At 60.2% G+C, this 13,858-nt stretch carries 14 protein-coding genes; 4 read left to right on the top strand and 10 right to left on the bottom strand.

Translation table 11 applies throughout. The annotated features are described in order from the left end of the window. Nucleotides 1-215 precede the first annotated feature (215 nt). From BLU71_RS25535 to BLU71_RS25525, 3 genes are all read right to left on the bottom strand, one after another. Entirely contained in the window at nt 216-1,109 is an 894-nt protein-coding gene (locus tag BLU71_RS25535) for an NAD-dependent epimerase/dehydratase family protein (protein WP_083354161.1), read from the bottom strand. A 103-nt stretch (nt 1,110-1,212) separates the two neighbouring features. Next, a complete protein-coding gene (locus tag BLU71_RS25530) occupies nt 1,213-2,124 on the bottom strand; it encodes a LysR family transcriptional regulator (protein WP_083354160.1) in 912 nt (303 codons plus the stop codon). 106 nt (nt 2,125-2,230) lie between these two features. Further along, nucleotides 2,231-2,821, bottom strand: coding sequence for an NAD(P)H-dependent oxidoreductase (locus BLU71_RS25525; protein ID WP_016771795.1), 591 nt, complete (start codon nt 2,819-2,821; stop codon nt 2,231-2,233). 181 nt (nt 2,822-3,002) lie between these two features. Here BLU71_RS25525 and BLU71_RS25520 point away from each other — a divergent pair, with 181 nt between their 5' ends. Continuing rightward, nucleotides 3,003-3,317 carry a putative quinol monooxygenase gene (locus BLU71_RS25520; RefSeq protein ID WP_083354159.1) on the top strand — a complete coding sequence of 105 codons (315 nt, stop codon included), beginning with the start codon at nt 3,003-3,005 and terminating at the stop codon, nt 3,315-3,317. Here the strand turns inward: BLU71_RS25520 and BLU71_RS25515 are convergent. Next, on the bottom strand, nt 3,307-4,071 hold the full coding sequence (locus BLU71_RS25515) for a sulfite exporter TauE/SafE family protein (RefSeq protein WP_083354158.1): 765 nt from the start codon (nt 4,069-4,071) through the stop codon (nt 3,307-3,309). The genes BLU71_RS25520 and BLU71_RS25515 overlap by 11 nt on opposite strands. A gap of 215 nt (nt 4,072-4,286) precedes the next feature. Between BLU71_RS25515 and BLU71_RS25510 the strand changes: the two genes are divergently transcribed. Continuing rightward, the gene (locus BLU71_RS25510; protein WP_083354157.1) at nt 4,287-5,225 is read left to right on the top strand and encodes a LysR family transcriptional regulator; all 939 of its coding nucleotides are present in this window, start codon (nt 4,287-4,289) and stop codon (nt 5,223-5,225) included. A 42-nt stretch (nt 5,226-5,267) separates the two neighbouring features. After that, nucleotides 5,268-5,618, top strand: a complete 351-nt coding sequence (locus BLU71_RS25505; RefSeq protein ID WP_016770579.1) for a cupin domain-containing protein — start codon at nt 5,268-5,270, stop codon at nt 5,616-5,618. Between the two features lie 70 nt (nt 5,619-5,688). On the opposite strand, the gene BLU71_RS25500 is transcribed toward BLU71_RS25505, so the two are convergent. The 3 genes from BLU71_RS25500 to BLU71_RS25490 all read right to left on the bottom strand — a co-directional run bounded on the left by BLU71_RS25500 (nt 5,689) and on the right by BLU71_RS25490 (nt 10,428). Further along, nucleotides 5,689-6,660, bottom strand: coding sequence for an IS110 family transposase (locus BLU71_RS25500; protein ID WP_083353292.1), 972 nt, complete (start codon nt 6,658-6,660; stop codon nt 5,689-5,691). A 1,343-nt stretch (nt 6,661-8,003) separates the two neighbouring features. Further along, nucleotides 8,004-8,891, bottom strand: a complete 888-nt coding sequence (gene mmsB, locus BLU71_RS25495; RefSeq protein WP_083354156.1) for a 3-hydroxyisobutyrate dehydrogenase — start codon at nt 8,889-8,891, stop codon at nt 8,004-8,006. Nucleotides 8,892-8,901: 10 nt separating this feature from the next. Further along, the gene (locus BLU71_RS25490) at nt 8,902-10,428 is read right to left on the bottom strand and encodes a CoA-acylating methylmalonate-semialdehyde dehydrogenase (protein ID WP_083354155.1); all 1,527 of its coding nucleotides are present in this window, start codon (nt 10,426-10,428) and stop codon (nt 8,902-8,904) included. A 148-nt stretch (nt 10,429-10,576) separates the two neighbouring features. On the opposite strand from BLU71_RS25490, the gene BLU71_RS25485 reads away from it, so the two are divergent. Beyond that, nucleotides 10,577-11,524, top strand: a complete 948-nt coding sequence (locus tag BLU71_RS25485; RefSeq protein WP_083354154.1) for a LysR family transcriptional regulator — start codon at nt 10,577-10,579, stop codon at nt 11,522-11,524. On the opposite strand, the gene BLU71_RS25480 is transcribed toward BLU71_RS25485, so the two are convergent. From BLU71_RS25480 to BLU71_RS25470, 3 genes are read right to left on the bottom strand one after another with little or no spacing between them, the layout of a single operon-like run. Continuing rightward, a complete protein-coding gene (locus BLU71_RS25480; RefSeq protein ID WP_173867375.1) occupies nt 11,521-12,021 on the bottom strand; it encodes an OmpA family protein in 501 nt (166 codons plus the stop codon). The two genes, BLU71_RS25485 and BLU71_RS25480, sit on opposite strands and share 4 nt — an antisense overlap. After that, nucleotides 12,021-13,289, bottom strand: coding sequence for a diguanylate cyclase domain-containing protein (locus BLU71_RS25475; protein WP_042608808.1), 1,269 nt, complete (start codon nt 13,287-13,289; stop codon nt 12,021-12,023). Before BLU71_RS25475 ends, BLU71_RS25480 begins: the two co-directional genes overlap by 1 nt. After that, nucleotides 13,286-13,855 (bottom strand): YfiR family protein, encoded by a 570-nt coding sequence (locus BLU71_RS25470; protein ID WP_064364539.1) that lies wholly within the window; start codon nt 13,853-13,855, stop codon nt 13,286-13,288. The genes BLU71_RS25475 and BLU71_RS25470 overlap by 4 nt, the downstream gene beginning before the upstream one ends. Nucleotides 13,856-13,858: the final 3 nt, after the last annotated feature.

The raw sequence follows: 13,858 nt of genomic DNA, 5'->3' as shown, positions 1-13,858 counted from the left end.
ATGAAAATTGCGGGGCGGGATTTTCATGCCTTTCCAGATCACCACATAAACCTGTGGGAGCGAGCTTGCTCGCGAAGGCGGCGTCACATTCCACAACTTCATTGCCTGACCCACCGCATTCGCGAGCAGGCTCGCTCCTACAGTTTTTGATCGCATTCCTCCAGACAGAACGCGGTCACCTGCTCGCGAATGGCTTCACTCGGTGCGCACTGGACTCACACCATTTCGTTACGAATCCATTCAACCACCGACGTGCGTTTAGGCGTCCAGCCCAGCAGTTCGCGGGCGTGTTTGCCGCGTACGCGACTGTTGGAGCCTAGGCCGTAGTTGGCCATTTCATAGCCCCATTCGGCTTCGGCGTCTTGCAGTGGCCAGTCTTGCGGTTTGCCCAGATTGAGGGCTTCGGCCATGGCGGTGGTCATGTCGATGAACGACGCTTCACCGCTTTCAACGAAGTAGAAAGTGCCCGGCACATTCCTGGTCAGCGCCAGCAGATACAGGGCGATGACGTCCTCGATGTGCACGTTGGACCAGATGTTCTGGCCGCTGCCAACGTGGCGCACCACGCCGCTCTTGCGCGCCTGTTTCAGGAGTCGCGGCAATTGCACGCTGTCGCGTTTGACGCCCAGGCTGTGGCCGTAGATCAAGGTGTTGCAGATCACCGCCGAGTTCACTCCATCCTTCGACGCAGCGAGCACCAGGTTGTCGATGGCCACGCGATCGGCTTTATCGACGGTCGGTTCCGGCAGGTTGTCTTCGAAGTAGATGACGTCGCTGGATTTGCCGCCGGACGCATCGCCGACGATGCTCGAACCGCTGGTGTGCAGAAAGACTTTATTGGAACCGCGCAAAGCGTCGAGCAACGCTTCAACCGCGCCGCGATGATCGCTGCTGGCCGCGTTGATCACCGCATCGGCAGCACGCGCCTGTTCCGCCAGCAACTGGCTGTCATCGAGGGTGCCGATTACCGCGTTCATGCCCAGCGCTTTAAGTTCGTCAGCCTGCTCGGCGCTGCGCACCAGACCAGTAACCTTGTGCCCGGCCTGAACCAGACCGGTGGCGATGGAACCGCCGATAAAACCGGCCGCGCCGGTAACGAAAATATTCATGGAGTAACTCCCTGCGTGAATAAGTGATGCAACGAGTATCGGCCGATGAAACCCGGCGAAAAACCCGCCCTCGGCCAATTCACTCTTGCGCAGGGATCACGAATCAGCCCTTGAATTCGGCGCTGGCGTAGGCGGTGAGTTTGCCCTGGATAAAGTCGAGGAAGCACTGGATGCGCAACGCCAGCTGCGAGTTGCGGTAGTACACCGCGTTGATCGGCTGGCGGTAGCCGCTGTTGAATTCGCCGAGCAGGACTTTCAGGCGTCCGGCGCGAATATCGTCGATGGTCATGAAGTGCGACAGACAAGCGATTCCCTGCCCTTCCAGCACCAAATGACGCACGGTCTCACCACTGGAGGCGCTGATTGCCGGGGTGATCGGCCAACGGTCGCCATGCACATAGCGCAGCGGCCATTGGTTGAGGCCTTCGTTCTGGGTGAAGCCAAGCAGCGTGTGTTCACTCAGGTCTGCGACCTGCCGGGGCGCGCCGTGTTTTTTCAGGTAAGCAGGGCTGGCGACGATCAGCAACGGACTGCAGCCGAGCGAACGCGCATGCAACGTCGAGTCGGCGAGGGTGCCGATGCGGATGGCGACGTCAGTGCTTTGTTCCAGCAGGTCAATGATCAGGTCATTGCTGTTGAGTTCGAGCTGAATGTCCGGATACAACTGCCGGAACTCGTCGATATAGGGGACGACGGCGTGGAGCATGAACGGCGAGGCGGCGTTGATGCGCAAACGTCCGGACGGAGTCTGCTGGCGCGAGGACAGGCGTTCTTCGAGTTGATCCATCTGATCGAGGATCAGCTTGGCCTGTTCGAAGAAATATTTGCCCTCCTCGGTCAGGTCCATGCGCCGCGTGGTGCGGTTGATCAACGTGGTGTCGAGTTTGGCTTCGAGCCGGGACAGCGTGCGGCTCACCGCCGACGGCGTCTGCCCGACCTGCTCGGCGGCGGCGGAAATCGAACCGCATTCGATCACGCAGACGAAAATCTGCAACTCATCGGATCTGGCTTTCACGGGTGTCCTCGCTGGAATCGCCGATCGCAGCCAGTCGCCATGCCCACTGTAGGAGCTGCCGAAGGCTGCGATCTTTTGCTGTGACCCCGATATTAGCCTGAAAGCCTCAAGCCTTGAGGCCAAACACCTCAGTCAGATGCTGCTCATAGCGCACCACATCATTGTCGATATTTGGACGCTTCATCACGTCGACGCAGAGGAAGGTCGGCAGCGCGGTCATGCCAAGGAATTCGTTGGCCTTGTGGAACGGGAAGTACACCGCGTCCACGCCTTTGGCTTCGAAGAAATCCGTCGGGTCATCGAAGGCTTGCTGCGGCGCATTCCAGGTCAGCGACAGCATGTATTGCTTGCCCTGAATCAGACCGCCACTGCCGTACTTCTGCGAGGCATCGGAACGGGTGCGACCGTCGCTGGCGTAGAGGCTGCCGTGGCCTTCAGTGAAGACTTCGTCGATGTACTTTTTCACCGTCCACGGCGCGCCCATCCACCAGCCCGGCATTTGATAAATGATCACGTCGGCCCAGAGGAATTTCGCCACTTCTTCAGCAACGTCGTAGCCCTCATCAATGAAGGTGGTCTTGACGTCGACACCGCCGCGATCGAGCACGCTCAGCGCAGTTTCGTGCAGGGTGGTGTTGTAGCGGCCATCGGAGTGGGCGAATTTTTTACCGCCATTGAGCAACAGGACTTTTTTCATCGGAAAACCTCGGCGCAGCCCTTGGGGCTGGTGGCAACAGGAAATGGAATGGCGGCAGATTAACCATCGATCTCGCGCGGAAACAGCCACATCGACGCAAAATACATTTGATCAAAACGCACGAATCGATAGCCAATTGTTGCCGTAGCATTCGACGCTTTCTGCATTCGAGGAAGTTGTGATGAGTGAACGTCAGGGTTTCATCCTGCACGCCAAGACCCGCCCGGAAAAAGCCGCCGAGTTCGAAGCGCTGTTCCGCACCTATGTCGAGCCGAGCCGCGCCGAACCGGGCTGCATCGAGTACCACATGCTGCGCGACAAGCAGGATCCGACGCTGTTTATCTTCTACGAGATCTGGGCAAGCCAGGCGCATCTGGATGTGCACTCAGCGTTGCCGCACATGAAAGCGTTCTTCGCCAAACGCATGGAGTACTTGGAACGCGATTTCGATATTCGCCCGATCGACATGCTCAGCGAATCGTCGGCTAGCCGCTGATCAGCAAATGGGCGCCGAGCGCGCCCAGTCCGATAAAGAACACCCGCTTGAACAGCACCGCACTGATGCGCTGACGCAGCCATTGGCCGAGCCACATGCCGAGCATGGCCGGGATCAGCGCCAGCAGCGACGCGCTCAATTCGCCACCGCCAAGTGCGCCGTGCCAAAGCAGCCCGAGCGCCAGCGCCAGGGTCGAAACTGTGAAGGACAGACCGAGCGCCTGCACCAGCTCATCGCGGCTCAGACCCATTGCTTGCAGGTACGGCACCGCCGGAATCACGAAGACGCCGGTGGCGGAGGTGATGACGCCGGTGATCAGGCCACACTGCGGACCAACCCAGCGCTCATGGCGCGGGTTGACGTGCAGCGTCGGTAGAAACAGCCCGCTCAACGCATACAGCAACAGCGCCGCGCCGAGCCCGCGCACAACCCAATGGCCGCCAGCCATGCCAATCCAGAAGGTGCCGATGCCGGTGCCGAGAAAGATCATCAGCAGCATGGGCCAGAGGCGTTTTAGCAAATTTTGCAGATGCCCACCGAAGGCCAGTTGCCAGAGGTTGGTCAAAGTCGCGGGGATGATCAACAAAGCAGCTGCCTGCGCCGGCGCCATAGCCAGACCGAGCAGGCCCATGGCAACGGTGGGCAGGCCAAGGCCGATGACGCCTTTGATCATGCCGGCGAGGATGAAGGTGGCGATGACCAGCATAGACAGGGTCGGGCCGAGGGTTTGGTAGAAGTCGGTTAGCGTATGCATTGGGGTAATTTGCGCTGATCCGGAGCGGGTGAAAATCTGCCATATACTGAGGCTGCCTCTTACAGAGCAAGAGGCTGATATTTTAATCAGGGCACCTGGCCCTATCGCGAGCAGGCTCACTCCTACAGTTTTGTGTTCGCAGCAGATCCCTTGTAGGAGTGAGCCTGCTCGCGATGAGGCCAGCCCAGACACCACAAAAACCAGAGGCAAACCCCATGCACTTCGACCTCACCGACCTGCGCCTCTACATGCACATCATCGACACCGGCAACATCACCGCCGGTGCCGCGCGCAGTCACCTATCCCTCGCCGCCGCCAGCGCGAGAATCCGCGCGATGGAAGCCTCGCTAGGCGCCGAATTCCTTGAGCGCGGTCGGCGTGGTGTCATGCCGACGCCCGCCGGGAAAGCCCTCGCCCGCCACGCGCGCATTCTTTTGCAACAGGCCGAGCGCCTGCAGCAGGAACTCGCTGAATACGCACAAGGCGTCAAAGGCCAGGTGCGGCTGTTGTGCAACACCACGGCGATCACCGAATACCTGCCAGAAGTGCTCGCGGATTTCCTGCGCAGCCATCCCAATCTCGATATCGATCTGCAGGAACTGCCTAGCGCGCGGATCACTCATGCCTTGCGTGAAGGCGCAGCGGATCTGGGCATCGTGTCCGACGCGGTCGACAGCAACGGCCTACAGACGCAGGCTTTTCGCGACGATCCGCTGGTGCTGATTCTGCCGCTTGACCACCCGTTGTCTGACGCCGCCGAGGTCAGTTTCAGCGACGCGTTGCAGCATGACTTTGTCGGACTGAGTGCCGACAGCGCACTGGCGATTTATCTGGAAGAACAGGCGCTGCACAGCGGCGCGCGGATGCAGGTGCGCATTCGCGCCGATGGCTTCGATGGGGCGATACGCATGGTCGCCCGAGGCGCCGGACTGGCCATCGTGCCGTTGGCCGCTGTCGAACGCGCGAAGGTCGAACACTTCAAATGCGTGGCGCTCAATGAACCGTGGGCGCGCCGCACGTTATTGCTCTGCGCGAGAGACTTCGCTGCGCTGCCGGGTTATGCCCAGGCATTGTTACAAGCGCTCACCGCTGCGCGCGTTTCTGAGCACTCCGATGTCGACCCCAGACAACTGAGCGACAACCGGGCGCTATAGGGTGCGACTTCAATTCTCAAGTCCACTTGCCCGGAGTTCCTCATGACCGCGACCGCCCCTATCACCGTTCTGCGCGACACTCACCCGCTGCCGGTACTCGATGCCTGCAAGTGGGAAAAACTCGAAGGCGACCCGCACACCGTCAACCTCAACGCCTACACCAGCGAAGACGGCAGCAAGATCATGGGCACCTGGATCTGCACGCCGGGCAAGTGGCGCGTCGATTATGTGAAATGGGAGTACTGCCATTTCCAGGAAGGCTACTGCGTGATCACCCCGGACGGCATGGCGCCGATTCACCTGCGCGCTGGCGATATCTTCGTGGTTGAGCCGGGCATGAAAGGCACGTGGGAAGTGGTCGAGACCGTGCGCAAGTATTTCGTCTTCGCCTGACAAAGCAAAAGATCGCAGCCTTCGGCAGCTCCTACAGGAACGCATTCCCATGTAGATACCGTCTTGAGCCTTACCGGGCAAGCGCAAGTTTCGGGTCATATGGCAGTCCTGACTTGAGCACTCCGTAAACGAAGTGCAGCAGCTTGCGCATTGCTGCGCAGATGATCTGCTTGGGAGCCTTGCCGTTGGCTTCCAGGCGTTCTTTCATCGCCTTGATCGCCTTATTGTGTTTCAGCGCCACCATGCCAGGCATGTAGAGGCCTGCACGCAGCCGTGCTGACCCTACTCTTGAGATCAGGGTATGACCTTTGAGCTTTCCTGATTCCTGCAGCTTTGGATTGAGCCCCGCAGCAGCGACCAGTTGGCGAGGGTCACTGTATTTGCGCAAGTCACCCAGTTCGGCCAGCAATCGTTCAAGCGTTTTTTGTCCGATGCCGTCGATGGTTACGATCAGATTCCGCATCTGACGCATATCCGGGTCGTCATCGATGTGTTTTTTGATCGCCTTATGCGTTTCCACGATCTCTTTTTCGATATGGCGCAGAACAGAGTTGATCGAGTCTTTGACCTTTTCGTCGGAAACGTCCAGACGATTAAGCTCCATTTGTTCCATTTCCTGAAGGTCATCCAGGCGGCGCACCATTGCTTTCAACTGGCGGTATTTCAGCGGCTCAGGCGCCCATGGGTGAAGTTTTTGATCCTTTTCCCGGGCAAAGTCAGCGATCAGTTTGGCATCACTTTTATCAGTCTTGATGCGGCGCAGTTCGCTGTCAGCGTACGCTTTGGTCGTAGCCGGGTTCACGACGCAGACCCGGAAGCCTTTGTTGTAAACGAACTCCGCGAGCTCCAAGTGGTAGACGCTCGTGGCTTCCATCACGATCAGGGCCGAACGCTCGGCGTTTTTTTCTAGCCACGCCTCAAACTCTTTAAAGCCCTTTGGGTCGTTGGCCAGCTTGGCCTTGGTTTTGTGCTTGCCATTGGGCAGGTGTGTAGCGATATCAAAGGTGTTCTTTGCGATGTCGACGCCAACGAAACCAGACATGATCGTTTCTCCACTTGTTCCCTGTTGCGATCATCACTTCACTCTGTCCAACCTTGCGAATGCGGGCTCTCGCCGGAGGCGGGCCCAAGATACCGTGCGAACTGTACGAGTGAGTGTGGAGGGCTGGAGCACGATCTACGTCACAGGCAAAAAGCCTAAGGAGCTGCGCGGCTTCCAAGTCCCTCCCTCGATGATCAGTCGAGAACTATCGCTCCTGGCGGAGCGTTAGTCGAGATACAAGGAGCTGCCGAAGGCTGCGATCTTTTTCTTCCTGCACAAAAAGCGGGGAGATCACCTGTGGCGAGGGAGCTTGCTCCCGCTCGGCTGCGCAGCAGACGTAACTTCAGCAAATGCGGTTCTTCTGAAAAACCTCATTTGCCGTGTTCAGGTCTGCTGCGCAGACCAGCGGGAGCAAGCTCCCTCGCCACAGAAATCCCTTTCACCTCAGTTTTTTGAACAGTTACTGCGGCTTGCGGTAGCTGTTAATGATGGCGGTACAAAAAGCGGGGAAATCACCTGTGGCGAGGGAGCTTGCTCCCGCTCGGCTGCGCAGCAGGCGTAACTTCAGCAAATGCGGTTTTTCTGAAGAACCTCATTTGCCGTGGTCAGGTCTGCTGCGCAGACCAGCGGGAGCAAGCTCCCTCGCCACAAAAACCCCTTTCACCTCAGTTTTTTGAACAGTTACTGCGGCTTGCGATAGCTGTTGATGATGGCGGCACAAAAAGCCATGAGATCACTCGTGGCGAGGGAGCTTGCTCCCGCTCGGCTGCGCAGCAGACGTAACTTCAGCAAATGCGGTTTTCTGAAGAACCTCATTTGCCGTGGTCAGGTCTGCTGCGCAGACCAGCGGGAGCAAGCTCCCTCGCCACAAAAACCCCTTTCACCTCAGTTTTTTGAACAGTTACTGCGGCTTGCGATAGCTGTTGATGATCGCGGTACAAAAAGCGGGGAGATCACCTGTGGCGAGGGAGCTTGCTCCCGCTCGGCTGCGCAGCAGACGTAACTTCAGCAAATGCGGTTTTTCTGAAGAACCTCATTTGCCGTGTTCAGGTCTGCTGCGCAGACCAGCGGGAGCAAGCTCCCTCGCCACAAAAAACCCTTTCACCTCGGTTTTTTGAACAGTTACTGCGGCTTGCGGTAGCTGTTAATGATGGCGGTACAAAAAGCGGGGAAATCACCTGTGGCGAGGGAGCTTGCTCCCGCTCGGCTGCGCAGCAGGCGTAACTTCAGCAAATGCGGTTTTTCTGAAGAACCTCATTTGCCGTGGTCAGGTCTGCTGCGCAGACCAGCGGGAGCAAGCTCCCTCGCCACAAAAACCCCTTTCACCTCAGTTTTTTGAACAGTTACTGCGGCTTGCGATAGCTGTTGATGATCGCCGAGAAATCTTTTCCGCCTTCACCGCGCTGACTCATCGCCTGATACAACTGCTGCGCCACCGCGCCGAGCACCACCGGTTGGTGCGCTTGCCGCGCTGCTTCCGTCGCCAGACCGAGATCCTTGAGCATCAGCTCCGCACCGAAACCGCCGGTATATCCGCGCGAGGCCGGGGCCGTTTCGACGATGCCCGGCCACGGGTTGTACATCTCCGAACTCCAGCAGCGGCCGGTCGAGCTGTTGATGATGCCGGCCAGTACGCCGGTGTCGATCCCCAGCGCGTCGCCCAAAGCCATCGCTTCACTGACGCCGACCATCGAGATCGCCAGCAGCAGGTTGTTGCAGATCTTGGCGATCTGGCCGGTGCCGACTTCACCGCAATGCACAATGTTGCGGCCCATCTGCGCCAGCACCGGTTGCAGGGTGGCGAACAGTTCCGGGGTGGCGCCGACCATAAAGGTCAGGGTCCCGGCCGTCGCTCCGCCAGTTCCGCCGGAGACCGGCGCATCGGCCATGGCCACGCCTTGCTTCGCGGCAGCCGCAGCGACGTCGCGGGCGGTCTGCGGATCGATGGTGCTGCAATCCACTGCCGGCACGCCTTGGCGGATGCCGGCGAGCACGCCCTCTTCACCCAGCCAGACACTGCGCACGTGCACCGCGGCCGGGAGCATGGTGATCACCAGTTCGGCATCTTCCGCCGCCTCGCGCGCCGAAGCGCGAATGGTGCCGCCCAGTTGCTCCAGTTCCGCCAGCACGGTTTTGTTCAGGTCGACCAGGTTCAGCGAGTGGCCAGCCTTGATCAGGTTGCGCGCCATCGGCGCGCCCATGTTGCCCAGCCCGATAAATGCGATTTTCATGATCGGATCCTCAGCGCAGGTTGATGGTGGTGTTCACGCCGTCGTTGACGCTGTCGTCGTCGAACCAGCGCGCCGTGACCGTTTTGGTCTGGGTGTAGAACTGCACCACTTGCTTGCCGTACGGGCCGAGATCGCCGAGTTTCGAACCCCGCGAACCGGTGAAGCTGAAGAACGGCACTGGCACCGGAATCGGAATGTTGATGCCAACCTGACCGACGTCGATCTCAGTCTGGAATTTGCGCGCCGCCGCACCGCTTTGGGTGAACAGGCCGGTGCCGTTACCGAACGGGTTGGCATTGACCAGCGCAATCGCCTGATCGAGGGTGTCGACTTCCAGCACCACCAGCACCGGGCCGAAGATTTCCTGGGTGTAGATCTGCATGTCGGTGGCCACGCCCGAGAACAGGGTCGGGCCGACAAAGTTGCCTTGCTCGTAACCCGGCACGCTGATGTCGCGACCATCGAGTTCAAGCTTGGCGCCTTCCTTGATGCCGCTTTCGATCAGTTCGAGGATCCGCGCCTTGGCTTTTTTCGAGATCACCGGACCGACATCGGTGCCCGGCTCGCTGCCGGCGTTGACCTTGAGTTTCTGCGCCAGCGCTTTCAGGTCCGGCAGCCACTGTTTCGCCGCGCCCACCAGCACCACCACCGAGGTAGCCATGCAGCGTTGTCCGGCGGCACCGAAACCGGCGCCGACCAAGGCATTCAGCGCTTGCTCGCGATTGGCGTCCGGCAGCACCACAGCGTGGTTTTTCGCGCCCATCATCGACTGCACGCGCTTGCCATGTTTGCCGGCCAGGTCATAAACGTGGGTGCCGACGGCGGTCGAACCGACGAACGACACGGCTTTGATGTCCTTGTGCGTGCACAGGCCATCGACCACATCCTTGCCGCCGTGAACGACGTTGAGCACGCCCGCCGGAACGCCCGCCTCGATCGCCAGCTCCACCAGCAGCATGGTCGACAGCGGATCCTGCTCCGAAGGCTTGAGCACGAAGGTGTTGCCGCAGGCGATCGCCATCGGGAACATCCACAGCGGAATCATCGCCGGGAAGTTGAACGGGGTGATGCCGGCGCAGACGCCGATCGGCTGGCGCAGGGTGTAGGTGTCGACACCGCCGGCGACGTTTTCGGCGAACTCGCCCATTTGCAGGGTGCCGATCGAGCAAGCGTGCTCTACCACTTCCAGGCCGCGGAAAATATCGCCCTCGGCGTCGGCAATGGTCTTGCCCTGCTCGGCGCTCAACACCACGGCGATGCGTTTGGAGTGCTCACGAATCAGCGCCTGGAGCTTGAGCATGATGCGCATCCGCGCGCCGATCGGGGTCAGTTTCCAGGTCTGGAACGCGCGCTGGGCGGCGCTGACAGCGGCATCGACCTCAGCGGCGGTGGCGAACGGAACCTTGGCCAGGACTTGCTGGGTCGCCGGGTTGACGATGTCGTGCCACTCGGTGGTCTGCGACTCGACCCATTCGCCGTCGATCAGCAGTTTGACCTTTTGCAGCGTGGTGTCGTTGGGCGTAAGCGATGCGTTCATGCTGGTCTCCAGAACTTGTTTTTATCGTAGGAGCCAAGGCGAGAGGTTCGCCTTGAGATGAGGCGTGTGTCCAGAATGGTTGTCGGACGGTTTTTGGAGTATAGATGTGCAAACTTCTAATAAGAACGCACATATAAGCCCGTCCATCATGCAAAAAAACATCACCTCGCTAGGCTCGCTGAACTGGGACGACCTGAAGTTTTTCCTCGAAGTCGCCCGCACCCGCAAGGCCAGCACCGCTGCCAAACGCTTGGCTGTCGACTACACCACGGTGTCGCGACGGATCAGTTCGCTGGAAGCGGCGCTGGGCACATTGCTGTTCGAAAAGTCCCGCACCAGCGGCTTCGTCCTGACCACCGAAGGCCAGCGCTTGCTCGGTTATGCCGAGTCGATCGAAAGCACGTTGCACATGGCCTGCGAGCAGGTTTCCGGCTCGGGCGTCGCGCTGTCAGGGCATGTGCGCATGGGCTGCACCGAAGGCTTCGGCAGTTTTTTCATCACCCCGCAACTGAGTCATTTCGTCGACGCCTACCCGGCAATTTCGGTGGACATCTTGCCGCTGCCGCACTTCATCAGCCTGTCCAAGCGCGAGGCCGACATCGTTATCGCCCTCGAACGGCCGGAGCATGGGCCGTACGTCTGCTGCAAACTCTGCGACTACCGTTTGCAGCTGTACGCAACCCAGGATTATCTCGACAAACACCCACCAATCCGCCGCCCGGCCGACTTGAGCAAGCATCAATTCATCAGTTATGTGGACGATCTGGCGTTCAGCTCAGAGCTGCTTTACCTGGCCAACGTACTGCCCGGCGCCAGCGCAAATTTACGCAGCACCAGCGTGATCGCTCAATACGTCGCCGCGCAGCAGGGTCGCTCGTTGGCGATCCTGCCGTGCTTCCTCGCCGCCCAGGACCCGCGTTTGCTGCCGGTGTTGCCGGAGGAAGTCGACATCACCCGGCAGTTCTGGATGTACTGCCGGGAGGATCTGCGCAAGTTGAAGCGGATCACCTTGTTGTGGGATTACATCCGCGAGGTGACTGAGCGCAATCAGGCGTTGTTGATGGGGGAAACGCGGGAGATGCGCTTTGCCGATTAGTCGGCGCTGACCACAATCGACACCCGGCGGTTTTCCGTACGCCCCGCTGCGGTATCGTTTGAGGCTACCGGTTCGCTGCTGCCGAGGCCTTGCAGCTGGATGTTTTCCTGCTTCATGCCGACCGTGCCGAGGACGTTGGCGACGCTCTTGGCCCGACGCAGGGACAGTTGCTGATTGTAGGTTTCCTTGCCAGACGCATCGGTGTGGCCATCGACGCGCACCCGCTCGATACCCACGCCGAGCAGCGCCTTGCCGATGCGTTCGACGATTTCCGTGCTGGGTGCGTTCAGGCTTTCGACGTCGCTGCCAAACAACACTTTGCCCGACAGGCCGAACTCCCAGCCGTCGTCGGTCAACTCGACCCCCTGCTGTTTGAGCACAGCGACCTGCGCCGGTGTCAGGCCCTTCTGCGGGGCGGTCTGGCAACCGCTCAGCGTCAGCGCGGCGATCAACAGCAATGCGGAAAAAAGTCGAACGGGAAGAGTGAACACAGACATCAGCTCCTGGTGTGAACGGAATCAACCGGGCGCTCCGACCCGGCCGTGAATTGCGCGCCGCGTGACAGGCGCTTGGCCTGATACATCGCCGCGTCGGCTGCGTTGAGCAAGGTGCCCGGCGTGGCACCATGATCGGGGTAGACGGCGATACCGATACTGAGCGAGGTCACCACACTGGTGTCGCCCGGCAGGGTGATCGGCATGTCCATGCTGGCGAGGATCTTGTCAGCGATGTGCTCAGCGTCTTCAACGGTGTGCAGCGGCGCGAGCAGCACGGCGAACTCGTCGCCGCCCAAACGCGCGACCAGATCGTCCTCGCGCAATTGCGCTCGCACCCGATTGGCAATCGCCACCAGCACTGCGTCACCCGAGGCATGGCCGAAGTTATCGTTGATGCCTTTGAAGCGGTCGCTGTCGAGAAACAGTACGGCAATCCGCTCGTCGTGTTTTTTGCCGTTGCGCAAGGCGCGGATCAAGCGGCCTTCGAAAAACGCGCGGTTGGGCAACCCGGTGAGGCTGTCGTGGGTCGCTTGATGGGCGAGGGTTTCGTTTTCGTTTTGCAGGTGGGTCTGCCAGGACTCGAGTTCGCCGAGCAAGGCATTGAAGTCGTTGCCCAGATTATCCAGTTCGGCGATTTGCGCCGGCGGCACGCGCCGATCCAGTGCTCGCTCACTGCGGGCGGCGTGAGCGACGGAGGCGAGGCTGTGCAATGGGCCGATGATTGCGCGCAGTTGCCGTCGCGCCAGATAGAGCGCGACCCAGGCGCTGATCGCGGTGCACAGCACAATCCCGGCCAGGCCGCTGAGCAGAAAACGCATCAGGCTGCCGCCATGACCGATGAGCAGGACACGACCGATTTCACGGTCCTGATGTTCGATCGGCAGGCTGACCGGTTTTTCCAGAATGGCGCGGGCGATCCGCATTTCCAGCTCGGAGAACAAGCCGGTTTCAGGGCGCTGCCATTGCGCAATCAATTGGCCTTGCGCGTCCAGCACTCGGGCATCCGCCACTTCCTCGCTGGCGGCGATGATCGCCAGCGCCTCGGTTGCCGCCGCTTTGTCGTTGAACACGACGGCTGCTTCGACGGTGTAGCTGATCGAACGGGCGATCAAGTGCAGGTTGTGATCGGCATACACCCGTAGCGCCAGCACGCCCAGCAAGGTCAGCGAAACACTGGCCATCGCCACCGCTACCAGCGCGACGATCAAATGCCCACGGCCAATGACCGAGCCCAGGGTCGGGCGAGCCTTCCAACTGAACAGCTTCATGGCGCCGCCGCTTTGCGACGGGACAACTGCAACACGCTGGGGTGAATGCGCACGCCGCTGCGAGCCACTGAGTCGAGATTGACCTCGAACGACACTTGCTCATCGCCGACGCGCAGGCAAAACAGACTGCCGACCGTGCATTGATCGTCCGCTTCGCTGATGCTCAGCACCGGATGCCCGATCAACGATGCGAACAGGCGACTGCGTTCATCGGCGGTGAGCTTGCCGATGTACACCGCGTCGCACTCGTTGACGATAGCCGGGTTGCTCGCCAGCAGACGACGCACCGCCACCGGCCGGCCACTGGCTTGCGTAGTGCCTTTGACCAGGTCATCGGTGTATTCGGTGGGGCCGACGATGCACAGGCGCAACTGCGCTGGCTCCACTGGCCAGCGTGCATAACTGAGGATGCCAAGGACCACCTGCGTCACCGCTTTGGCCCGTTGCTCGGCGGGCCCGGTTTGCGCTTGTGCGAGGGCGCTGCCCGTCAACAACCAGAGCAAAACGATCAGCAAGGCGCGTTGGCAGGCAACCACACGCTCTGTCGTCCGGACGGCGACCTTCATGCA

Origin of the sequence: Pseudomonas moraviensis (assembly GCF_900105805.1) — a bacterium.
GTDB classification, from domain to species: Bacteria; Pseudomonadota; Gammaproteobacteria; order Pseudomonadales; family Pseudomonadaceae; genus Aquipseudomonas; species Aquipseudomonas moraviensis_A.
This window is presented reverse-complemented; position numbering and strand designations above follow the sequence as displayed.

Excerpts from the sequence above, each read along its gene's own strand:
- BLU71_RS25535 (WP_083354161.1), bottom strand. The coding sequence starts at position 1,109 with ATGAATATTTTCGTTACCGGCGCGGCCGGTTTTATCGGCGGTTCCATC.
- BLU71_RS25525 (WP_016771795.1), bottom strand. The coding sequence starts at position 2,821 with ATGAAAAAAGTCCTGTTGCTCAATGGCGGTAAAAAATTCGCCCACTCC.
- BLU71_RS25520 (WP_083354159.1), top strand. The coding sequence starts at position 3,003 with ATGAGTGAACGTCAGGGTTTCATCCTGCACGCCAAGACCCGCCCGGAA.
- BLU71_RS25515 (WP_083354158.1), bottom strand. The coding sequence starts at position 4,071 with ATGCATACGCTAACCGACTTCTACCAAACCCTCGGCCCGACCCTGTCT.
- BLU71_RS25510 (WP_083354157.1), top strand. The coding sequence starts at position 4,287 with ATGCACTTCGACCTCACCGACCTGCGCCTCTACATGCACATCATCGAC.
- BLU71_RS25505 (WP_016770579.1), top strand. The coding sequence starts at position 5,268 with ATGACCGCGACCGCCCCTATCACCGTTCTGCGCGACACTCACCCGCTG.
- BLU71_RS25500 (WP_083353292.1), bottom strand. The coding sequence starts at position 6,660 with ATGTCTGGTTTCGTTGGCGTCGACATCGCAAAGAACACCTTTGATATC.
- mmsB (WP_083354156.1), bottom strand. The coding sequence starts at position 8,891 with ATGAAAATCGCATTTATCGGGCTGGGCAACATGGGCGCGCCGATGGCG.
- BLU71_RS25490 (WP_083354155.1), bottom strand. The coding sequence starts at position 10,428 with ATGAACGCATCGCTTACGCCCAACGACACCACGCTGCAAAAGGTCAAA.
- BLU71_RS25485 (WP_083354154.1), top strand. The coding sequence starts at position 10,577 with ATGCAAAAAAACATCACCTCGCTAGGCTCGCTGAACTGGGACGACCTG.
- BLU71_RS25480 (WP_173867375.1), bottom strand. The coding sequence starts at position 12,021 with ATGTCTGTGTTCACTCTTCCCGTTCGACTTTTTTCCGCATTGCTGTTG.
- BLU71_RS25475 (WP_042608808.1), bottom strand. The coding sequence starts at position 13,289 with ATGAAGCTGTTCAGTTGGAAGGCTCGCCCGACCCTGGGCTCGGTCATT.
- BLU71_RS25470 (WP_064364539.1), bottom strand. The coding sequence starts at position 13,855 with ATGAAGGTCGCCGTCCGGACGACAGAGCGTGTGGTTGCCTGCCAACGC.